Below are 22264 nucleotides of genomic sequence, written 5' to 3'. Positions count from 1 at the left end.
CCAGCGGGGCACCGGTCCGTTACAATCCGCGCCCGCGCCACGCCCTCTCTCTGCCCGGGAGGGGGATCGGGGGTGAGAGTAAGCGTGAAACCTGACTGTGACAGGCTTCGCCCTTACCCTCATCCGCCCCTTCGGGGCACCTTCTCCCGGTGGGAGGAGGACAGCCCCAGCACCCAGGAATCATCATGACCTCCAACGAAAACTGGTTCATCGAACACTTCCAGCCGACCGGCTCGGCCATTGGTTTCCGCATCACCGGCAAGCTGGACGAAGTGCAGTCGCCGTTCCAGAAGATCGAGATCTACGACAGCACCGACTGGGGCAAGTTGATGGTCATCGACGGCGCCATGATGCTGACCACCAAGGACAACTTCTTCTACCACGAGATGATCAGCCATCCGGTGCTGTTCACCCACACCGCGCCCAAGCGCGTGGTGATCATCGGCGGCGGCGACTGCGGCACCCTGCGCGAGGTGCTCAAGCACCCGGGCGTGGAGAGCGCCACCCAGTGCGACATCGACGAGCAGGTCACCCGCATGGCCGAGAAGTACTTCCCGGAACTGTGCGAATCCAACGGTGACGCGCGCGCCGAGCTGCTGTTCGACGACGGCGTGGCCTACATGGCCAACTGCGCCCCGGGCAGCGTGGACGTGGTGATCGTGGACTCCACCGACCCGGTCGGCCCGGCCGAAGGCCTGTTCAACAAGGCGTTCTTCGAAAGCTGCTTCCGCGCCCTGAAGGACGACGGCCTGCTGGTGCAGCAGAGCGAGTCGCCGCTGGCGCTGCTGGACCTGATCAAGGACATGCGTGCGGAGATGGGCAAGGCCGGCTTCCAGTCGTTCAAGACCCTGCCGTTCCCGCAGCCGTGCTACCCGACCGGCTGGTGGTCGGTGACCGTGGCCAGCAAGCAGGCCGGCTTCGGTTTCGGCTTCCGTGAGGCCGATGCGGCCGCCAAGCCGTTCGACACGCTGTACTACACCGCCCCGCTGCATACCGGCGTGCTGGTCAGCCCGCCGTTCGTGGCCAAGGCACTGGGCGAGTAAGCCACCCAGGCCCGCCGTGGTGACCCAACCCCGCGCCCGCAAGGCGCGGGGTTTTCGTTTGTGGCGATGGCGAGCGCAAAGGCCCGGCAGTGTTGCAAGCCAACCAGCGCAACGATCCTTTCCGTCACACGGTTCCTACATTTTTTTTACATTCAGCAATTCGTGGACTGTTCAGTTTTATAATTCGGCCACTCAACACGAATCACCCCGAAGACCGGCAGTTCACGACGCTTTCCGCGCCCACGCCGCGTCAGGAAGGTCTGCCATGAATTCCCTGCCCGCCTTTGACGGTGAACATGCCGTCGTCCCCACCCCCAACCTGCTCAAGCGCGGCGAACGCCTGCTCGAGCCCGACGTCTACCGCACCGAGCTCGATGGTCGGCCGGCCGTGGTCAAGGACTACCGCCGCTACCGTGGCACGCCGCTGGCGCCGGTCGCGCGCCTGCTGGTCCGCCGCGAGGCCCGGGTACTGGAACGCCTGAAAGGCTGGAAACATGCGCCGGCGCTGCTGGGCACTCTGGGCGGCCTGGCGCTGGGCATGGAGTTCATCCCCGGCGATACCCTCAGCGCCGGCGTGCAGGGCGTCACCCAGGAAGTCTTCGACCAGCTGCAGAACGCGCTCGGCCGCCTGCATGCCGCCGGCATCACCCACAACGACCTGCATGGCACCAACGTGGTGGTCAGCGCCGGCGTGCCGGTGCTGCTGGATTTCACCTCGGCGTGGCGCTCGCCGCGCTGGTTGCGCAACGGGCCGATCAGCCGCCAGCTGCGCCGCAGCGACATGAAGAACCTGGTGAAGATGCGCCAGCGCCTGACCGGCCAGCGGCCGAGCGCCGAACAGGTGGCCCTGCTGGCCGAGCCGGGCTGGGTGCAGGCCATTCGCGGTACGTGGAAGCGCCTGTACCGGCGGATCAAGGGCCAGGAGTGACCACGCGGGGCGTGCAGGCCTGGCGTGATGGGGCCTGATGCGTTGGTTCCGGGCGGAACCGGGAGCCGGAGCCCCCTCCCCGGCGATGTGCACTGCCGGGATGGCGCCCCGGCCTGCGCGGCGGCTCAGAGTGCGTCGGCGTCCACTTCGCCGGTGCGGATGCGCACCACGCTGCCCAGGTCGTAGACGAACACCTTGCCGTCGCCGATCTTGCCGGTACCGGCCGCCTTGACGATGGCCTCGACCACTTCGTCGGCCTGGGCGTCGGTGACCGCCACCTCGATCTTCACCTTGGGCAGGAAGTCGACCACGTACTCGGCACCGCGATAGAGCTCGGTATGGCCCTTCTGCCGGCCAAACCCCTTCACCTCGGTGACGGTGATGCCGGCCACGCCACGCTCGGCCAGCGCTTCACGCACATCGTCCAGTTTGAACGGCTTGACGATGGCCATGATCATCTTCATCGGTCGCTTCCCTCGGGTTATCTGTCCGAAGGATACCCTCTACGCCGGTGCGCTTGGCCACCCCGGCCAAGGTGCCGGCATGGGCATTACGGACTATCCTTACCGCCTGCCATAACGGACCCCGATGCGCCGCACGCCGCCGACCCACTAGGCTCGGCCAATTCCTGCGGAGACCCACCATGATCGACCTGAACCACATCGACGAACTCGCCCGTCGCCTGAGCGACCTGGTACCGCCGGGCCTGCGTCAATCGCGCGAGGAGCTGCAGGCCACCTTCAAGAGCGCCCTGCAGGCCGGCCTGGGCAAACTGGACCTGGTGACCCGCGAGGAGTTCGAGGTGCAGCGCGCCGTGCTGCTGCGCACCCGCGAGAAGCTCGAGGCGCTGGAACAGGCCGTCTCCGCATTGGAAAGCCGCACCGACACCCCGTCCGCCTGAGCCGGGCCCGATGAGCCTGGCGCTGGTGCACAGCCGCGCCCGCGCGGGTGTGCACGCGCCCCCGGTACGGGTGGAGGTCCACCTGTCCGGTGGCCTGCCTTCGACCCAGATCGTCGGCCTGCCCGAGGCCGCCGTGCGCGAATCGCGTGACCGCGTGCGCGCCGCCCTGCTCTGCGCGCAGTTCGAGTATCCCGCGCGGCGCATCACCATCAACCTGGCACCTGCCGACCTGCCCAAGGACGGCGGCCGCTTCGACCTGCCGATCGCCCTGGGCATCCTCGCCGCCAGCGGCCAGATCGACCGCAATGCACTGGCCGGACACGAGTTCATCGGCGAGTTGGCGCTGACCGGCGAGCTGCGCGCGGTCGACGGCGCGTTGCCCGCGGCCATTGCCGCCGCGCAGGCGCAGCGCACGCTGGTGGTCGCCGAAGGCAATGCCGCCGAAGCGGGGCTGGCGCGGCATGCGCAGGTCAAGGTGGCCCGCACCCTGCTGGAGGTCTGCGCCGGCGTGAGCGGCGCCAAGGCGTTGCCGGAGGCAAGCGTGCCGATGGCCACGCCTTCGCCACAGCCGGACCTGGCCGATGTGCGCGGCCAGCAGCAGGCGCGACGTGCCCTGGAGATCGCCGCCGCCGGCAGCCACCACCTGCTGATGCTGGGTTCGCCAGGCTGCGGCAAGACGCTGCTGGCCTCACGCCTGCCCGGCATCCTGCCCGATGCCAGCGAAGCCGAGGCCCTGGAGACCGCGGCGGTCGCCTCGTTGAGCGGGCGTGGCTTCGATCCGGCGCACTGGCGCCAGCGCCCGTTTCGATCCCCGCACCACACCGCCAGCGCGGTGGCGCTGGTGGGTGGTGGGTCGCACCCGCGCCCGGGCGAGATCTCGCTCGCGCACAACGGCGTCCTGTTCCTGGACGAATTGCCGGAATGGAACCGTCAGGCGCTGGAGGTACTGCGCGAACCACTGGAGTCGGGCACGGTCACCGTGTCGCGGGCGGCGCGCAGCCTGGAATTCCCGGCGCGGTTCCAGCTCGTCGCCGCGATGAACCCGTGCCCATGCGGCTGGGTGGGGGATGCCAGTGGCCGCTGCCGGTGCCCGCTGGAAGCGATCCGCCGCTACCGGGCGCGTATCTCCGGACCGCTGCTGGACCGCATCGACCTGCACCTGCAGGTGCCGCGCCTGCCGCCGGCGGAACTGCGCGGCGATGCACCACCGGGCGAGGACAGCGCGACCGTGCGTGCGCGGGTGATGCAGGCACGTCACCGGCAGCTGGCGCGGGCCGGCAAGGCCAACGCGCACCTGGGGCAATCGGAAACCCTGCGCGATTGCACGTTGCAGGCGGCCGACCACGACCTGCTCGAACAGGCGATGGAACGGCTGCAGCTGTCGGCGCGCTCGATGCATCGCATCCTGCGGGTGGCACGGACCATCGCTGATCTGGCGGGGGCCGCTGCGATTGAACGGTCGCACCTGACCGAGGCGATCGGGTACCGGCAGCTGGATCGCGGGAGCGCGGCGGGAGACCGGCGGTAGTCCTGCGTGTGGCGTTGGGGCGTCAGGGGCGATCTACGGCCCCACCCCTTGCGGGAGGGGCGGAAGCAGGCCCGTGAAGGTCGGCAATGGCCTGCGCAACGGCGCGCCCGGTGCAGGGAGGGCCAGGGAAGGCGCGATCATGTGAGACGCGACGCTTCCCCGATTCATGCAACTGACCAACAATCCGCCCACCATTCCCGCGTGCAGCGACGGAGCCGTCCCATGGAACGTATCGAACGCCCCTATTACCCGATCATCTACGTGCGCGGCTATGCGATGACCCGCGACGAGATCGTGGAAACCACGTCCACGCCGTTCATGGGTTTCGAGGCGGGCTCGACCAAGATGCGCCAGGCGCAGGACGGCTCGGTGGTGAAGTTCGTGTTCGAATCGCCGCTGGTGCGGCTGATGAAGGACCACAACTACCGCGACGTGTACGAGTTCGGGGCCGAGCGGCGCGACCGCATCTCGCCGCGCTGTATCGTCATCCACCGCTACTACGACCCGGCCGACCCGGCCTTCGGCGATGGCCGGACACCGTCCATCATCGACGCCGCCACCAGCCTGGGGCGTCGCATCGAGGAACTGCGTGACAGCGTCTGCGGCAACAACGCCGCCATGCGCCGCGACTTCCGCGTCTACCTGGTCGCCCATTCGATGGGCGGGCTGATCTGCCGCTGCCTGCTGCAGAACCCGGAGGTGGCCAGTGCACAGACCCGTGCGATGGTCGACAAGGTGTTCACCTACGCCACCCCGCACAACGGCATCGAGGTCGGCGGGATCAACCTGCCCAACCTGCTGTCGATCAATGACCTGAACAACTTCAACCGCACCAATATGGGCAAGTACCTCAAGGTGCCCAAGGACAAGGTCAACACGCTGGGAAAGGCGGAGTTCCCGCCGCAACGCATGTTCTGCCTGATCGGCACCAACAGCCGCGACTACGCCGCCGCGCATGGCCTGTCCTCGTTCGCGGTGGGCGCGCTGAGCGATGGCCTGGTGCGCATCGCCAACGCCTACGTGGAAGGCGCGCCGCGCGCCTTCGTCAACCGCAGCCATAGTGGCTACTTCGGCATCGTCAATTCCGAGGAGGGCTACCAGAACCTGGTGCGCTTCCTGTTCGGCGATACCTGCGCCACGGCGCAGCTGGACATCACCGCCCTGCCCTTCCCGCCCGAGATCGAGGCCGCGCGCCGCAAGGGCAAGAAGATCCAGTCCTCCTACTACATCGAGTCCACGGTCGCCCCGCGCGGTGCGTATACCTACGAGCTGACCTCGCGCACGCAGGCCAACCAGTGCGCCATCCGGCGCAGCTACGACGAGATGTTCAATGCCGACGGCAGCGTGCGCCGCGAGGCACGCTCGCCGGTGCTGTTCTCGGTGTTCCTGGACAGCGGCAGGATCATGGCCGGCAGCGAGATCGCCTTCTCCATCGACCTGGCGGTATGCAATGCCGGCTACGAGGTCGATGGCGCGCTGTTCCTGAAGAACCACATCCCCGGCGAGCACCTGTTCCGCAACACGCTGGTGCTGTTCGCCAAGCCGGCCGATGGCGGCGGCTGGCGCCTGCGCTATGTCTGGAGCGACGACCAGTGGGCCGGCGGGCCGAAGAACGAGGCCGAGCTCGACGCCGCGCGCACCAAGGCGATCGGCATCGTGCAGCAGGCACCGGATGTGTTCTCGGTGCCGCTGCGCTCGGCCAAGGGCTTCGCCGCCGAGCTGAAGCTGTCCCTGTCGGCCTGGCAGTGAGGGCCGCGCCTAGCGGCCCCATTCCGGCGGCGTGAACAGCCCCGGGCGTGCCAGCGGCGACGCGGTTCCCGCGGCCCGGTCCAGCTCCTGGTTGAGGCTGTCCACGAACACCGGCTCGTTGAGGTAGGCCACGTTCAACCGCGTCCACGGCGAGACCCGTTCCGGATCCAGCTGGAACAATGCGCCCGGGGCCAGCACCACGCCGCGCGACAACAACCGCGTGGTCAACTGGTGGGTGTCGGTGATGTTGGCAAAGCGCGCCCACAGGTACAGGCTCTGCGCCGGTTCGGCGAACACGGTGGCGCCCATGCCGTGCAGCACCTCCAGGCCCCTGGTGGTGGCCGCGCGGGCGCGATCCTGCAGGCGTTTGACGTGGCGCAGGAAGTTGCCCCCGCGCAGCATCGCCTCGAGCACCCGCTCGGCGTACTCGCTGCCTCCCAGGTGCAGCAGCAGCTTGATGTCGGCCAGCTCCTCGACGTGGGCCTTGTCGCCGGCGATGAAGCCCACCCGCAGCGAGGCGGACACCGATTTGGAGAAACTGCCGACGTAGATGACGTTCTTCAGCTGTGCCATCGCCGATACGCGCGGCGTGGCGTTGGCCTTGAAGTCGGCCATCGCATCGTTGTCGACGACCAGCAGGTCATGCGCGGCCGCGAGCTTGGCCAGGCGCTGCGCGACGTCGGCCGAGATATCGGTGCCGGTGGGGTTGTGGGCCACCGACTGCATGAAGAACAGGCGCACCTTGTTCCGCTGCAGGATGGACTCCAGCACGGCCAGGTCCGGGCCATCGGCGCGCCGCGGCACCGCCACCAGGTTGGCCCCCTGCAGGCGCAGCTTGCCGTACAGCGGGTGGTAGCCCGGCTCCTCGACCAGCACCGTGTCGCCGGGACGCACGTGGCAGCGGATGATGATGTCCAGGGCGTGGTTGGCACCGAAGGTGGTCACCACCTGCCGGGGGCCGACCTCGATGCCGTAGCCGGCCAGCCGGCGGACCAGGTGCTGGCGCAGCGGCAGGTGACCGTAGCGGTTGCCGTAGCGGAACAGGTTGGCCACGCCGGAGCGGACGATATGCCGGTGGAAGCGGTCCACGCGCATGTCCATCAGCCACTCCACCGGCGGGAAGCCCTCGCCCAGATGCGCGCGGCCGGGTTCGCGCACTGCCTGCTGGCGCATCAGCCAGATGGTGTCGATGGCCTGGTTGTAGGCCGGTGGATCCTCGTCGGTATCGCGCTCCCCCAACCCGGCCATTTCGCGCACGTAGAAGCCCTTGCCATGGTGTGGCTCGACCAGGGCGCGCTCGCTGAGCAGATCGAAGGCGGCGATCACGGTGTTCTTGGAGTAGCCGTTCAATCGGGCGTACTCGCGCAGGGAGGGAAGCTTGTCACCGGGCTTGAGCGCGCCGGCCAGTATCTGCCGGCCGATATCGGTGGCGACTTTTTCAGCCAGGGAGAGAGGGGGGTAGTCGACAGTCATGGTTGTCCATACGGCAGATGCGTCCAATCGCGCCACAGGGATGACGGACCCAACGCGTGTGCCCGTCGGCGAGCGGACTGTCCATGGATGCCTGAAGCATCGGGGCCCGCATCGCAGCGCGCCGCTACTGTCGTCGCAAACTGTACCTCCGGGCGAAGCGTGCAACGCAACGCTCCATCCCGGTTGGGCGACAGCACAGGCGACTTCTTATGTGTACCAGATGCGGCGCCGGGCGCAGTGGAAAACCTTGCAGAACATGTCGGTGCTGACATGGATCTGCATGGACCGATCCAGCCATCGCATTGAACGTCCTTCGGCACGGCGCTCGCTCCACGCACGATGTCGTCGCGTGTCAGCCCTGCCACAAAGCACGGCAAGGGCCGATAAGGGTTTCATCTGGCTTTCACGCCAGCGGCATCAACAAAGCACGCCGGATGCCGGCGATAGGCACGCTTCCGCGCACAGATCCAGCAATGGATCGCTTCGTCCCATCGCAGCCTTGCAACCGGGACGTCGGCACCTGCGCACGATGCGCAGGTGCCGGTGGCGCTCAATCGGCGCTGCAACGCAGCTTCAGCTCCACGCTGCTGTCCTTCGGCAGGCCGGGAATCGTCAGGCCGGTGGTCGACTGCAGCGCGGCCACGGTCAGCGGTGTCGGGCAGCTGGCGCCGCCAGTGCTGGTGCAGGTCAACGCACTGCACGCCAGGCCAGCCACCGCCGGGTCGCGCACGACCGCGCCGTCCGCCGGCTGCGGCCCCTTGTTGCCGATCACCAGCGTGTAGTCGAACGGCGTGCCCGGCACCACCGCGGCAGCGTTGTTGGTCTTGGTGATGTACAGGTCGACATCACTGCGCTCGTTGACGAACTCGCACTGGTAGACCTGCGAGGTAGCCAGCGTGCCGGCCGGCAGCGTGTAGGTGCTGCCGTTGAGAGCGCCCAGCACCGTGCCCTGGCTGTTCCGGCAGGTCGCCGACGCCAACCGCCAGCCCGGGGCGACCGTCTCGCTGATGGTCACCGCCTGCGCGGTCACGTCCACCGTGTAGGGCTGCACGCCGTTGGCGGCGTTGCCGTCCGCGTCCACCTGCGTCGGCGTGCCGGCGGTGGTGGTGGTCACCTGGCCGCTGGCATGGGTGCGGGTATTGGTCAGCGCGAAGGAGAACGGCCCACCGGTCGCGCCGGTGGTGGTCTTGCTCAGCGCGATCACCGGCGGCAGGGCCGGCGGCGGCGCGGCCGGGCACCGTGCGCCGTCCAGGTTGCTGGAGGTGGGGGCATTGGGTGCCAGCACGTCGTAGAACATCGCACCGCCGCTGCCACTGACGTTGAAGATCCGATAGACCAGGCCCGGCGGCGTGGTCGCACCCGAGCGGTAGGCGTACATCGTGCCCGCGCTGTCGAAGAAGATGCCGCCCCAACCACCGCTGCCCGGTGACAGCGGCAGTGCCAGCGGCAGGTCCACCTTGGCACCCGTGGCGGAGTTGACCCGGAACACCACCCCCGTGGTGTTGTTGACGCCGTAGATGTTGCCATCGGTCGGGTGGAAGGCCATGTCCGAGGACTGCGCGAAGGCGGTCGTGGCCACCGGCGAACCGACCACGGCGTTGGTGACCACGTTGATGTAATAGAGGCTGCCGGCGTTGGCGGCGGCGTAGTAGCCGGTCCCCGGCTGGATGTCGGCGACGACGAACTGTCCGCTGAAGCCCAGCCCGCCCGGCGCCGCGGCGAACGGCAGGTCGGCCACGCCGTTCTGGCCGATGCGCACCAGCCGCGGCACGTCGCCGGCGCCGGTGCCCTTGTAGTAGCCCCACAGGTAGCCGTCCTGCTGGCGGAAGCCGATGCCGTTGACGCCGCTGTTGGCCAGCGGGCCACTGGTGCCGAGCAGGCTCATGGCACCGGTGCTCAGGTCCATGGTGTAGAGGTTGCTGTCACGGGTGACGAAGGCATCGGTGGGGCACGTGGCAAACGGCGCCGGGCACAGCACGGTGAAGTTGGCGGTGGCGCTGTTGTCGCCCGGGTTCATGTCCGAGAAACCGGAGCTTGCCGGGAACACGGCTGCGGCGGTGTTGCTGACGGTGGCGTTGCACTGCGCGCTGTCGGTGACGTAACCGGTGATGCTGAAGGTCAGCACGCCGCCCGGGGCCAGCGTGTAGTTGCTGGTGCTGATGCTGCCGGTGCCGCTGGCGGCCGGGCAGGTCGAGCCGCTCGAAGCGCTGCAGGTCCAGGTGGCATCGCGCAGCTGGCTGGGCAGGCTGTCACTGAACAGCGCCGCGTTGGCCGGGGTGATCGTCGGGGCCTGGTTGCCCGCATCGACGGCGTTGATGTCCTTGTTGGTCAGGGTGACGGTGTAGCTGAGCCGGTCGCCCTTGGCGGCCTGCGGCGTGGACACCTGCTTGGTCACCACCAGGTCGGCCGGGGCACGCACGAACACCTCGCGCACCTCATGCACGTTGACGTAGCCGCCGGTGGAGCCGCCAAAGCCCAACCGCAGGTTGGCCGGGGCCGCGTAGGCGAAGTCCTGGTTGCTGATCAACTGGGTCATGGTCTCCGGCGTTGCGCCGTAGAACACGTTCACCCGGTAGCCGGTGCCGCTGCCCTTGGGGACCAGCACCAGGCGCACGCGCCGGTTGGTCGTCGGGCGCGAGGTCACGCCGGTCACGTCCAGGGTCTGCCCACCGGGCAGGGTCAGGCCGGCCACGTAGGGATTGCCGCTGCCGACCGGGCCACGGATGGCGATGCTCTGCGGCTGGCGGGTGGCGCCGTGCGGCGTGATGCCGGTGCAGGCATCGGTCACCGTCCGTGCGTCGCTGGAGAAGTTGCCGAACTCATCCAGCGCCACCGCCAGGTACCCACCGTTGCCGTGGCAGAAGCCCAGGCTCGCGCCCGGCTTGGCGCCGGCCATGCTGCCGTTGGCGTCGTACAGGAACGCACTGATGCCATCGGCGCCATTGGATGCCACGCCGCCCCAGCTGACGTAGTCGAACTCCAGCAGCACGCCGCTGGAAGACGGGAAGCCCGAACCGGTGTACAGGCTGACGCCGGCCTGGTTCTGCCGCTTGGTGGTCAGGCGCAGCCAGCCACTGCCGTTGGCATCGTTGGTGTTGGTATCGGAGATCGCGCCGTAGCCGCCGGTGAGGATGTTGCTGTCATCCACGGTGCTGGCGTTGTCCACCTTCGGGATCGACCAGCCTGGCGCGGTGGTGTTCCGGAAGCTGGCATTGACCACGAACTGCGCCTTGGCCGGCACGACGTGGCCTGCCAGTGCGCCGGCCGCCGCCACCACGATGGCTTTCTTCCAACTCATCAAGATCCTGTCCCCCATGACTCTCTGGCGTCGCACCCGGCCACCGGGCCAGGCGCGCGCCGCTTGGTTTGGTTCAATGACGGGAAGCCCGCGGGTGCTTCCCGAAGGGATGGCGCGGGCCAGCCGCGCCACCGGTCCGCGCATCAGTAGCTGCCCACCACGTTGAGGAACCACCCCCGGTGGTCGTAGTCGAAATCGGTGAGCTTGTCGCTGAAGTCGGTGAAGTTGTAGCCGACGCCGACGCGGAAGTTACGGCCGATGTCGCGGTCCAGCCCCACCAGGGCACCCTGCCGGCGGCCACCGTCCTTGACCGCCAGCGAGCGGTACTCGGCCAGTGCGTGCCAGTTGGTGGTGACGCCATAGCGCACCTGCCCGGCCAGGAACGTCGCCGCCGAATCGGCCCAGGCCCCGGTCATGCGGCCCATCCGCACTTCGCCCTCGCGGCGAGCCGCCTTGAGCGCGAATTCCCAGTGGTTGAGCGGGCGGTACACGCCCTCGAACGACAGCACCTGGCTGCGCTGGTCGTAGTAGGCGCTGCTGGTGTCCTGCGCCAGCGTGGAGACGTCGTACAGGTACGTGTAGCGGCCCAGCAGGCCCCAGCGGGTACTGTTGAACGGGCGGTAGGCGAAGCCGAGGTTGCCTTCGATGAACTTCGCCCCGGCCAGCGGATCCAGCGCGTCGTCGGTGTCGGAGTAGTTGAAGCGCGCGGCGATGCGCAGACTCTCGCTGAACTTGTGGGTCAGCGCATTGGTGGTCACCCACTGCACGCGGCGCTCGGCGCCGCTGTCCTTGCGCCACTCCAGCTTGCTGCTCCACTGCGTGGCCGACGAGGTGCGGCCACCGCTGAGGCTGACCGCGCGCCGGTTGATGTTGCCGGTGCCGCGGTCCAGTTCCGCATCCTGCAGCTGGAAGCCCAGGTTCCAGCCCACGCCGGGATAGAAGTCCATGCCGAAGGTGTGGGCCAGCCCGGTTTCGTTCGGTGCCTTCAGGTACTGGCTCTCGTTGAACACGTTGACCTGGTTGGACAGGCGCCAACGCTGGCCCAGCGTCCAGCCATCACGCTGGGTCGGGCTGAACAACGAGTCGTAGCTGCTGCTGGTGGCGTTGGTGAAGGTGTAGTTGCCGTAGATCGAATGGTCCGGGGTCAGCCGGTACTCGGCATTGACCTGCGCCGCATCGCCGCGATCACCCTGGGTGACTTCCGCACCGACGCTGGAGAGGTTGCCGAACTGGTAGTTGCCGCCCAGCGTGACCGCATCATTGCTTTCGTACTTGCCACCATCATCGTCCAGGGTGACCTGCGCGGTGCCGTACAGGTCGAGCATGTTGCCGAAGCGACGCTTGTACTGCAGTGCGCCCAGCGTGCCGATGCCCTGCCCGGTGTAGCGGTTCTCGTCGACACGGCGCAGCTCGGCACTCAGGGTGTCGACGTCGGTGATGCGCCATTCGCCGGTCAGCTGGCTCTGCTCCAGGTACTCCGCGCCGCGCTCGGCGCGGCTGTAGCGGCCGTAGAGGTCGATGTCCGGGCTGAGCTGGCCACGGAACTCGGCGCCGTGCTCACGCACCTCCTCGCCGGTGTCGTAGCGGGCAATCGAATACCCGGCGTCGACACGGCGCATCCACGCGCCGGCCGACCAGTCCAGCGCGGTCCAGCCCATTTCCTTGAAGTTGACGCGCGCCTCCACCGAGGTGGCATCGCCCTGGCGGCGTGCGCCCAGGCCGGAGTTGAGCTCGGCGAAGGTCAGGCCACCGTTTTCCGAATAGAACACCGGGGCGCTGGTGGACTCGGTGCGGGCACGTTCCACCTTCACGTAGGTGCCGCGCCCGGCCTGCAGGGTGAGGTCGGCCGACGCCAGCGTGTAGTCGTCGCCGGCCCGGTTCTCATCGACGTAGGTGGCTCCCACGCCAACGTGGTCGCCGAACCAATGCTTGGCGCGCACGCCCGCGGTGACCTCATCGGGGTTGAAGCCGGTCGGCAGGTATTCGTAGTCGACCAGCAGCACCTGGGTGTAGCCGTCCAGCGGGGTGTCGCGCGACAGGCGCGGCAGCCCATCCCGTGTGACGATGGACAGCGCGTCGGACAGGATCAACCGGCCCTGGAAGTTGTCGACCTGGTAGTCGGCACCGGGCTGCAGGTCGATGCGCTTCTCCACGCGGCCAGTGGTGGCGTCGCGGATCTCGATGGCAACCTTCTCCGAGCCCGGCAGGATGTCGTTGTGGCGCAGGTAGTACAGGCTGCCGCCGGTGCCGAGGAATTCGCTGTGGCCCGGCGCGGTCTGCGCCTCCGAGCCGAACGCGCGCACTTCGCTGCGGGCATCGCCCCACGGGTTGGTCGCGCGGCTGCGCCAGTTCAGCGCGCCGCCGTACAGCGAACGCGAATACTGGCCGTACTCGGTGCCGGTGAAGCCGGTGTTGTAGTTGCCCCACAGGGCCTGGCTCTTGTCCCAGTCCACCCGGACGTACAGCCGCCCCTGCGTGTCCACGTCGCGGTAGGTGGTGGAGTCGTCGCCATAGACCGGGTAGTACTGGTCCGGGTCCAGACGACGGAACACGTCCTGCGGATCGGCATCCCAGAAGCCACGGAACATCTCGTTGACTTCGCGCTCCTGGGTATCGGCCTGCGCGGTGACCAGGTACTTGCCCTTGACCTTGCCCTTCAGATAGAACGCCAGGCGGCCGTCGACCACCAGGTCCTTCTCGTAGCGATCGTCCTGGCCCAGCGGTTCCAGCGAGCCGGACACGCTGTTGCCGGACAGGGTGAAGTCGGCCAGTGCCACGGCGAACATGTAGCGGCCGGTGACGTCGATGTCCAGCTGGTCGCGCACCGTCATGCCATGGGTGCCGGCACTGATGTCGATGTCGAAGCGGTGCTGGCCCACCGGCACCAGGTACTCGGCGACCAGTTTGCTCTCCATGTCCACCGGCTGCATCTGGCCGTTGATGCGGACGCTGGCCTGCTCGGGCAGGTTGCGGCCCTGGATGCGGATGCGCGAGCCGTAGATCGGGATGTTCTGCTGGCGCAGGCTGTCGCGGCCGAAGCTCTGGTCGACCAGGCTCTGCAGCTGCGCATCGTCGGTGCTGAACGCAGCACCCTTGCTGCGCTCCACCGCGTTGCGCAGCATCTGCGTGCCGCGCTCGGCTTCTTCCGGGCGCACCAGCTGCAGCCGGCTCGGGTAGGTTTCGTCGACGCTGCCATCGGCGCCGTAGGCACGCACGATGTAGACCAGTTCGTCACCCACCTTGGGCCGGTAACCGGACGGCAGGCCGCCATCCCATTCCAGCGTGGTCGAAGCGGCCACCGGCAAGGCGACGGTGGCGACCGGATCGACCAGGTCGGTGTCGGAGGCACGGAACACCCGCACCTCGGCACGCTGGATGAAGGCCGAATAGTTGTTGAAGGCGTAGAACTGCACCGGCTTGGTGATGCGGCTGCCATCGAACGGCACCAGCGACGGTGCCGACAGGCTGAAGGACGGCTTGCCCAGGTTGGGGTCTTCCGTGGCCCAGATCACGCCGCCATTGGGCAGCTGCAGCGACCACTTGCCAATGGCCACGGCCTGGCCCGGCTGCAACGGCATCGCCGCCTCATTGCCCGGCTTCTCCGCTTCCACCGACACCCGGCGGTCCGGGGCCAGTGCAGCCGAGCCGCTGGCTGCCTGTGGCACCACGGTCTCGCGCTTGCCGCGGCTGTTGATGCGGAACAGCATGCCTTCCTGCCCATTGCAGCCTGCGGCATCACAGGCTGGCTCGACCGCATCGGTTGCCGGGCCACGGGCAATGGCCGGCGCCTGCGCGGCCTGGGCGTAGACCGCCGGGGCCATGCCCGACAGCGCGCACAGCAGTGCGTAATCCAACAGTTTCATCTTCATGGCTTGGCCTCCTGGACAGCACGCTCAGATGGGGCGTTGAGCTCGCCAGGGACGATTTCGACTCGGACATCCTTCCGCTGCGCTTCGGGCATGGCGGCGGTGATGGCATCCAGCACCGCCCGCGCACGACGCATCCCCAGTGCGTCGTTGTGGGCATCGGAAGCCCGGCGGTCGGCATGGCCGGTGATCTTCACCACCCGGCCGTCCATCTCCACCAGGTACGCACCGATGCGACGCAGCAGCGCGCCGTACTCCGGCTTGATGTTGGCCGTGTCGGTGTCGAACAGCACGTTGCCCAGCACCGGCCAGGACGACAGCCCCACCACCGTGCTGTCCGCATCGGTGGTCACCGTGCGCAGACTGACCCGGGTACGCGCGGCGACCTCGGCGGGCAGTTCGGCCACCAGCGCCTTGCGCACCGCCACGGCGCGCTCGAAGGCCAGCAGCTCGTCCTCGCCCTGCGCACCGATCACCACCTCCCCACCGTCGTGGGCGCGGACCTGCTCGGCCATGCGGCCGATCATCGGCTGGTACTGGCTGCGGATCTGCGCGCTGGCCGGAGCGAACATCACCTGGCCCAGCTCCATCTCCACCTGCTGCGTGCCCTGCCCCTTGACCAGGCCCGGCGGCAGCTTCACGCCGAAGTCGAAGCGCACCGGCAGCCCCGGGGTGATGCGGCGTACCAGCGGATTGGCCGTGGTGAACACGCTGCCCGGCGGCAGGGTGGCCGGATCCACCTTCAGGATGAAGTTGCGACCGCGCTCGTCGCGTCCACCGTCGATGCCGATCAGGTTGTAGCGACCGAACTGGTCGGTCTCCACCAGCAGCCCTTCGACCGAGGCGATGCGCACGCCCGGGATGCCGCGCTCGTCCACGCCTTCGTTGCGGATGACGTAGTCCACGCGGTAGCCGCCCTCGACCTGGCTGATGCGCCGCTCCACGCTCGGCACGGCCGCGGTCAGGCCGCGGGCGGCGTCGCCGCCGTCGGCGCTGACCACGGTGGTGCCGGCCGCATCCATGCGCAGCGTCGCGCCCTGGCCGGTGGTCAGCACGAAGTCGCCGGTGAACTCGGGCGCACGCAGCAGCTGGCTGACCACCACCTCGCGTGCCTGCGCCGGATCGGCGTCGGACTGGCGCCCACCGATGCGGCCGATGGCGATGCCATGCAGCAGCGGCGCACTGGCGTCGGGCTCGGGTTGCGGCCCCTTGCCGTGATCGACCGTGGTGGAACTGGCGATGTATGCGCCGGCGGCGAAGCCGCCCTGCACGCGCACGTCGGTCATTTCGGCGCTGTCCTGCCAGCCATCACCGTCGCGGTCGTCGAACACGGTACCGATCAGGGTGGATTCGTCGGTCATCGGGTCGGCCACCATCTGCACCGTGGCGGTGGCGACGTTGGAGACACGGCTGCCGTTGTCATGCATCTCCGCCGTGTTGGTGTGCAGGCCGGCGCGCACGCCGGCGCCCACGCGCAGCAGGTAACTGACCGTGGCGCGACCACCATTGGCGATGTCGATCTGGTCCACGCGGATCGGATGGCTGCCGACCTGGCGGCCGACGCCGTCACGGTCCGCCACTTCCAGCGAGCCCTCGACCAGGGTGAAGCCGGCCGGCGGCGTATCGACCAGCGTGCCGTCCACGACGTCGACGCTGCCGATGTTTTCCAGCGTCACGGTGTAGCGGACCAGGTCACCGACCTTCACGTCGCGTGGGTTGGCCTGCTTGGTGACACGCACCTGGGTGCTGCCCTCGACGGTCAGGTTCACCGTGGCGGTGTCGCAGACCGGGGTTGGCACCGACAGGTCGCAGACCCGGTACACGAAGCTGTCCTGGCCCACGAAGCCCGGGTTCGGCGTGTACACGCAGCTGCCGGCGGCACAGCTCACCGTGCCATTGCCCGGCGGGGTCAGCACCGTCACCGACGCCGGATCCAGCGGCACCCGGGTGGTGGTGTCGTTGCCGATCACGTTGACGCTCACCGGCGTGTCGACCTCGGTCCTGCCCGTGTCGTCGATGGCCTCGATGCGGTTCGGCTTCACCACGATGACGACGGTGGCCGTGTCGCAGGACGCGGTCGGCCTGGAGGTGTCGCACACCCGGTAGACGTAGGTATCCGTGCCGGTGAAGTTCGGGTTCGGCGTGTAGGTCACCGAGCCGTCCGGATGGACCACGACGCTGCCATTGGCCGGCGGCGTGACCACGGTGACGCTGCCCGGATCCAGCGGGATGCCGGTGGTGGTGTCGTTGCCGGTCACCGGCGTGGTGACCGGGGTGTTGGGCTCGGTGGTATCGGCGTCGTCCTTGGCCTCGATTTCGTTCGGCAGCACGGTGATGGTCACCGTCGCCGTCGCGCAGTTGGCCGGATTGCCGTTCTCGCAGATCCGGTAGGTGAACGTATCGGTCCCGGCGAAACCCGGTGCCGGCGTGTAGGTCACCGTGCCGTCGGCGTTGATCACCGCATTGCCATTGGCCGGCGTGCTGACCTGGGTCACCGTGACCGTCGTCGGATCCACCGGCTGGCCGTCGAGGCGGTCATTGCCCAGCACCGACACCGTCACCGGCGTGTTCTGCGGCGTGGTCGCCGCATCGTCGCTGGCGGTGATCGGGTGTGCCTTCAGGGTGATGGTCACCGTGTCGGTCGGCGGCACCAACGTACCGCCGGTCGGCGTGCCGTTGGCGGTGGCGATGTTGGTCACCGTTCCTGCAGTCACGTCGGCCTGGGTGACGGTATAGCTGGCCGTGCAGACCGTGCTTGCAGCGGGTGCCAGCGACGTCACCGGGCAGTTGACCGTGGCGATCCGGTCATCGGCCACGCGCAGGCCGTTGATGGTCACGTTGCCGGTATTGGTCACCGCGTACTGGTAGGTGATGACCTCGCCCACCACCGCATAGGTGGCCTGCTGGGCGGTCTTGTCGATGCTCAGCGATGCGTTCTGCACGACCGGCGTGGTCACCGTCGGCGCGCAGTCCGCCGCGGTGGCACAGGCATCGCGCGTACCGGTGGTGACCAGCGCGGTGTTGATCACCTTGCCGGCATCCACATCGGCCTGGGTCACGGTGTACGTACCGGACAGGGTGCAGGTCGCACCCGGCGCCAGCGTCGTGCAGCCGATGCTGGACGGGGTGAGCTTGCTGTCGGCCACGAGCACGTTGACCAGGGTCATGTTGCCGGCGTTGGTGGCCACCACCGAATAGCTGATCGCATCGCCCACGCCATACGGACCGGTCGAGGTCACGGTCTTGGTCGAGGTCAGCTTCGGCGTCTGGGTGATCGGCGTGGTCACCGTCGGTGCACAGTCACCGGCGGTGGCGCAGGCGCCCGGGGTGTCGGTGCCGATGGTGGCGGTGTTGATGACCTGGCCGGCGTCCACGTCAGACTGGAGCACGGTGTAAGAACCGCTCAGGGTGCAGCTCGCGCCCGGTGCCAGCGTCGCGCAGGTGGTGCTCGACGGCGACAGCTTGGAGTCGGTGACCACCACGTTGGCCAAGGTCATGTTGCCGCTATTGGTGGCGACCACCGAATAGCTGATCGCATCACCCACGCCATACGGACCGGTCGAGGTCACCGTCTTGGTCGAGGTCAACTTCGGCGTCTGGGTGATCGGCGTGGTCACCGTCGGTGCACAGTCGCCGGCGGTGGCGCAGGCGCCCGGGGTGTCGGTGCCGATGGTGGCGGTGTTGATGACCTGGCCGGCGTCCACGTCGGTCTGGAGTACGGTGTAAGAACCGCTCAGCGTGCAGCTCGCGCCCGGTGCCAGCGCCGCGCAGGTGGTGCTCGACGGCGACAGCTTGGTATCGGTGACCACGACGTTGGCCAGCGTCATGTTGCCGCTATTGGTGGCCACCACCGAATAGCTGATCGCATCACCCACGCCGTACGGGCCGGTCGAGGTGACCGTCTTGGTCGAGGTCAACTTCGGCGTCTGGGTGATCGGCGTGGTTACTGTCGGCGCACAATCCGCCGCCACGGCGCAGGCACCGGGCGTATCGGTCGTGATCGCGGCGGTGTTGATCACCTTGCCTGCATCGGCATCGGCCTGCAGCACGGTATAGGAACCGCTCAACGTGCAGCTCGCGCCCGGTGCCAGCGTCGCGCAGGTGGTACTCGACGGCGACAGCTTGGTGTCGGTGACCACCACGTTGGTCAGCGTCGTGTTGCCGCTGTTGGTGGCGACCACCGAATAGCTGATCGCATCGCCTAGGCCATACGGACCGGTCGAGGTGACCGTCTTGGTCGAGGTCAACTTCGGCGTCTGCGTGATCGGCGTGGTCACCGTCGGTGCACAGTCGCCGGCGGTGGCGCAGGCACCCGGGGTATCGGTGGTGATCGCGGCGGTGTTGATGACCTGGCCGGCATTGATGTCGGACTGGAGCACCGTGTACGCGCCGGTCAGGGTGCAGCTCGCGCCCGGTGCCAACGTCGCGCAGGTGGTGCTCGACGGCGACAGCTTGGTGTCGGTGATCACCACGTTGGTCAGTGTCATGTTGCCGCTGTTGGTGGCCACCACCGAATAGCTGATCGCATCACCCACGCCGTACGGACCGGTCGAGGTCACCGTCTTGGTCGAAGTCAGCTTCGGCGTCTGGGTGATCGGCGTGGTCACCGTCGGTGCACAGTCGCCGCCGGTGGCGCAGGCACCCGGAGTGTCAGTGCTGACGGTAGCGGTGTTGACCACCTGGCCGGCATTGATATCGGACTGGAGCACCGTGTACGAACCAGTCAGGGTGCAGCTCGCGCCCGGTGCCAACGTCGCGCAGGTGGTGCTCGACGGCGACAGCTTGGTGTCGGTGATCACCACGTTGGTCAGTGTCATGTTGCCGCTGTTGGTGGCCACCACCGAATAGCTGATCGCATCACCCACGCCGTACGGACCGGTCGAGGTCACCGTCTTGGTCGAGGTCAGCTTCGGCGTCTGGGTGATCGGCGTGGTCACCGTCGGTGCACAGTCGCCGCCGGTGGCGCAGGCGCCCGGAGTGTCAGTGCTGACGGTAGCGGTGTTGACCACCTGGCCGGCATTGATATCGGACTGGAGCACCGTGTACGAACCGGTCAGGGTGCAACTCGCGCCCGGTGCCAGCGTCGCGCAGGTGGTGCTCGACGGCGACAGCTTGGTGTCGGTGACCACGACGTTGGCCAGCGTCATGTTGCCGCTGTTGGTGGCCACCACCGAATAGCTGATCACATCTCCCACGCCATACGGGCCGGTCGAGGTGACCGTCTTGGTCGAGGTCAGCTTCGGCGTCTGGGTGATCGGCGTGGTCACCGTCGGTGCACAGTCGCCGGCGGTGGCGCAGGCACCGGGCGTATCGGTGGTGATCGCGGCGGTGTTGACCACCTGGCCGGCATTGATATCGGACTGGAGCACCGTGTACGAACCAGTCAGGGTGCAGCTCGCGCCCGGTGCCAGCGTCGCACAGGTGGTGCTCGACGGCGACAGCTTGGTGTCGGTGACCACCACGTTGGCCAGCGTCGTGTTGCCGCTGTTGGTGGCCACCACCGAATAGCTGATCACATCGCCCACGCCATACGGGCCGGTCGAGGTGACCGTCTTGGTCGAGGTCAGCTTCGGCGTCTGCGTGATCGGCGTGGTCACCGTCGGCGCACAATCCGCCGCCACGGCGCAGGCACCGGGCGTATCGGTCGTGATCGCGGCGGTGTTGATCACCTTGCCCGCATCGGCATCGGCCTGCAGCACGGTGTACGAACCAGTCAGGGTGCAGCTCGCGCCCGGTGCCAGCGTCGCGCAGGTGGTGGTGGACGGCGACAGCTTGGTGTCGGTGACCACCACGTTGGCCAGCGTCATGTTGCCGCTGTTGGTGGCCACCACCGAATAGCTGATCACATCACCCACGCCATACGGGCCGGCCGAGGTGACCGTCTTGGTCGAGGTCAGCTTCGGATTCGGGATGTCGACGATGGCGGTGCCTTGGCAGCGCTCGTCCGACGGACAACTCGCATCACCGCCGCCAGTCACATTCGCCACGTTGGTCACACGGGAGGCCGCCGCCGCGGTGGGCGTCACCGGGATGACGAAACTCACCGCATTGCCGGCGCCGATCGCCATGCCTGCGGCAACCGTACACGTCACCGTCTGCCCGCTGGCAACGCAGCCCGGCGGCAGGGTGCCGATACTGAGGCCCGCAGGCACCGAATCGGTGATGACCGCCGGCGCCGTGGTCGCGCCGCTGCCGACGTTGGTCAACGTCAACGTGTAGCTGGCCGGTGTTCCAATCGTGAAGGTGGTGGAACTGGCGGACTTTTCCAGGCTCAGTTGCGGCGAGGTGATGATCGTCGTCACCGCGCTGCTGTTGTTGCCCGGGGTCGGGTCGGAGGTGCCGGCCGGCGCGGTGACCGTGCCGGTGTTGACCACGCCCACGCCGGACGTCCCGGTCGTCGCGGTGGCCTGCAGGATCACCGTGCAGGTCGCATCCTTGGCACCGGTGAAGGTGCCGCTGACCGTGTTGGCCGATGCGCCGGCCGAACACGCAGCCGCCGGGACGGCACTCAGCACGCTCACCGAGGTGAAGTTGCCCGGCACCACGTCGGCGAAACTCGCCGACGTCACCGCGCTCGGCCCGATGTTGCGGATTTCCAGGCGGAAGCGGATCACCGCGCCCTGGTTCACCGTCGCCGTGCTGGAAACGAACGTCGCACCGCCATCGGTGCTCTGGGTCTTGATGATGGACAGGTCCGACTCGCGCGTGAGCGGGTCGGTATCGGCGGCCGTGCACACGCCGTTGCTGAAGGCCACGGAGTTGGCCGGCGTCGATTGCCCGGCGAGCGTGGTGCAGGTGGTGCCGACGTTGGTCACGCCACTGGGCGGGGCCACCGTGGCTTCATTGCGGACGTTCTGCGCGTGCACTCCCAGGGGAGCGAGCAACAGCCCGACGAGTGCGAACACCCCCGGACGCATGACGCGACCGATGCTAGAAACAACTGGCTTGGCAAACACACGCAGCTCCAATGGGCCCGCCAGGCCCATGCATTAAACGCGCTCCCCCCGTGCACGCTGGAGCGGCGATCCGAAAGCAGAAAAAGCCCCACTTCCCCCGACGCGGCGTTGCCCGACCCATGCCTGACGGCTCCCCTGGCACGGATCCGGGGCGGCGCAAGCCTTTGCGCCGCAATCACATCCGAATATCAGATGCAATGTCTTGAAACGCTACACGTCACAATTTATGACGAATCTACGTCACAGTTTCGAACGAAATATTAGCGAAGCCCCCTCATCGCCAGATGAAGGAAATTTCACGACGTAGCGGGAACGCGGCTTTTTCCGGGCTGGAGCGCCCTGTGCGCTGCGGTGGCGATGCCCACACCGGCAGCTTTTTCCTTGTGCTGGCGCTGTTTCGAGTGTCTTGGCGCCCAGCGGAGGCGCATGCTGCCGTCAGCGGTGTGGTCGCACCGTGATCAGCGTCGGCGCCCGACCCCTGCGCTGCACCGCATGTCGCGGCGGACAGTCGAACGCCTGGAT

10 protein-coding genes are annotated in these 22264 nt (G+C 67.9%); 5 read left to right on the top strand and 5 right to left on the bottom strand.

The genetic code is table 11. The annotated features are described in order from the left end of the window. The first annotated feature begins 185 nt into the window (after positions 1–185). Both speE and ACIPR8_RS16355 read left to right on the top strand, forming a co-directional pair. Complete coding sequence (gene speE, locus ACIPR8_RS16360; protein ID WP_192288233.1) at positions 186–1043, top strand: polyamine aminopropyltransferase; 858 nt, start codon at positions 186–188, stop codon at positions 1041–1043. A 265-nt stretch (positions 1044–1308) separates the two neighbouring features. Beyond that, positions 1309–1971 (top strand): RIO1 family regulatory kinase/ATPase domain-containing protein, encoded by a 663-nt coding sequence (locus tag ACIPR8_RS16355; RefSeq protein WP_132862600.1) that lies wholly within the window; start codon positions 1309–1311, stop codon positions 1969–1971. Positions 1972–2096: 125 nt separating this feature from the next. On the opposite strand, the gene ACIPR8_RS16350 is transcribed toward ACIPR8_RS16355, so the two are convergent. Beyond that, complete coding sequence (locus ACIPR8_RS16350; protein ID WP_057635941.1) at positions 2097–2435, bottom strand: P-II family nitrogen regulator; 339 nt, start codon at positions 2433–2435, stop codon at positions 2097–2099. Between the two features lie 179 nt (positions 2436–2614). Here ACIPR8_RS16350 and ubiK point away from each other — a divergent pair, with 179 nt between their 5' ends. From ubiK to ACIPR8_RS16335, 3 genes are all read left to right on the top strand, one after another. Further along, positions 2615–2872, top strand: coding sequence for a ubiquinone biosynthesis accessory factor UbiK (ubiK, locus tag ACIPR8_RS16345; protein ID WP_132862599.1), 258 nt, complete (start codon positions 2615–2617; stop codon positions 2870–2872). Between the two features lie 10 nt (positions 2873–2882). Continuing rightward, on the top strand, positions 2883–4400 hold the full coding sequence (locus tag ACIPR8_RS16340) for a YifB family Mg chelatase-like AAA ATPase (RefSeq protein WP_446541696.1): 1518 nt from the start codon (positions 2883–2885) through the stop codon (positions 4398–4400). A 222-nt stretch (positions 4401–4622) separates the two neighbouring features. Beyond that, positions 4623–6149 (top strand): esterase/lipase family protein, encoded by a 1527-nt coding sequence (locus ACIPR8_RS16335; protein WP_132862597.1) that lies wholly within the window; start codon positions 4623–4625, stop codon positions 6147–6149. 9 nt (positions 6150–6158) lie between these two features. On the opposite strand, the gene ACIPR8_RS16330 is transcribed toward ACIPR8_RS16335, so the two are convergent. The 4 genes from ACIPR8_RS16330 to ACIPR8_RS16315 form a co-directional block, all read right to left on the bottom strand. Next, positions 6159–7622, bottom strand: coding sequence for an aminotransferase-like domain-containing protein (locus tag ACIPR8_RS16330; protein WP_313255181.1), 1464 nt, complete (start codon positions 7620–7622; stop codon positions 6159–6161). 550 nt (positions 7623–8172) lie between these two features. After that, positions 8173–10920 carry a DUF6923 family protein gene (locus tag ACIPR8_RS16325; RefSeq protein WP_446541695.1) on the bottom strand — a complete coding sequence of 916 codons (2748 nt, stop codon included), beginning with the start codon at positions 10918–10920 and terminating at the stop codon, positions 8173–8175. Positions 10921–11063: 143 nt separating this feature from the next. Continuing rightward, on the bottom strand, positions 11064–14789 hold the full coding sequence (locus tag ACIPR8_RS16320; RefSeq protein WP_446541694.1) for a hypothetical protein: 3726 nt from the start codon (positions 14787–14789) through the stop codon (positions 11064–11066). After that, positions 14786–21691, bottom strand: a complete 6906-nt coding sequence (locus ACIPR8_RS16315) for a DUF7507 domain-containing protein (RefSeq protein WP_446541693.1) — start codon at positions 21689–21691, stop codon at positions 14786–14788. The genes ACIPR8_RS16320 and ACIPR8_RS16315 overlap by 4 nt, the downstream gene beginning before the upstream one ends. Positions 21692–22264 lie beyond the last annotated feature (573 nt).

The sequence above is a fragment of the Stenotrophomonas sp. LARHCG68 genome (assembly GCF_052871705.1).
The sequence above is the reverse complement of the archived record's forward strand: the minus strand, read 5'-3'. Positions and strand labels throughout refer to the sequence as shown.

Excerpts from the sequence above, each read along its gene's own strand:
- ACIPR8_RS16355 (WP_132862600.1), top strand. The coding sequence starts at position 1,309 with ATGAATTCCCTGCCCGCCTTTGACGGTGAACATGCCGTCGTCCCCACC.
- ACIPR8_RS16330 (WP_313255181.1), bottom strand. The coding sequence starts at position 7,622 with ATGACTGTCGACTACCCCCCTCTCTCCCTGGCTGAAAAAGTCGCCACC.
- ACIPR8_RS16320 (WP_446541694.1), bottom strand. The coding sequence starts at position 14,789 with ATGAAGATGAAACTGTTGGATTACGCACTGCTGTGCGCGCTGTCGGGC.
- ACIPR8_RS16335 (WP_132862597.1), top strand. The coding sequence starts at position 4,623 with ATGGAACGTATCGAACGCCCCTATTACCCGATCATCTACGTGCGCGGC.
- ACIPR8_RS16340 (WP_446541696.1), top strand. The coding sequence starts at position 2,883 with ATGAGCCTGGCGCTGGTGCACAGCCGCGCCCGCGCGGGTGTGCACGCG.
- ACIPR8_RS16350 (WP_057635941.1), bottom strand. The coding sequence starts at position 2,435 with ATGAAGATGATCATGGCCATCGTCAAGCCGTTCAAACTGGACGATGTG.
- ubiK (WP_132862599.1), top strand. The coding sequence starts at position 2,615 with ATGATCGACCTGAACCACATCGACGAACTCGCCCGTCGCCTGAGCGAC.
- ACIPR8_RS16325 (WP_446541695.1), bottom strand. The coding sequence starts at position 10,920 with ATGAGTTGGAAGAAAGCCATCGTGGTGGCGGCGGCCGGCGCACTGGCA.
- speE (WP_192288233.1), top strand. The coding sequence starts at position 186 with ATGACCTCCAACGAAAACTGGTTCATCGAACACTTCCAGCCGACCGGC.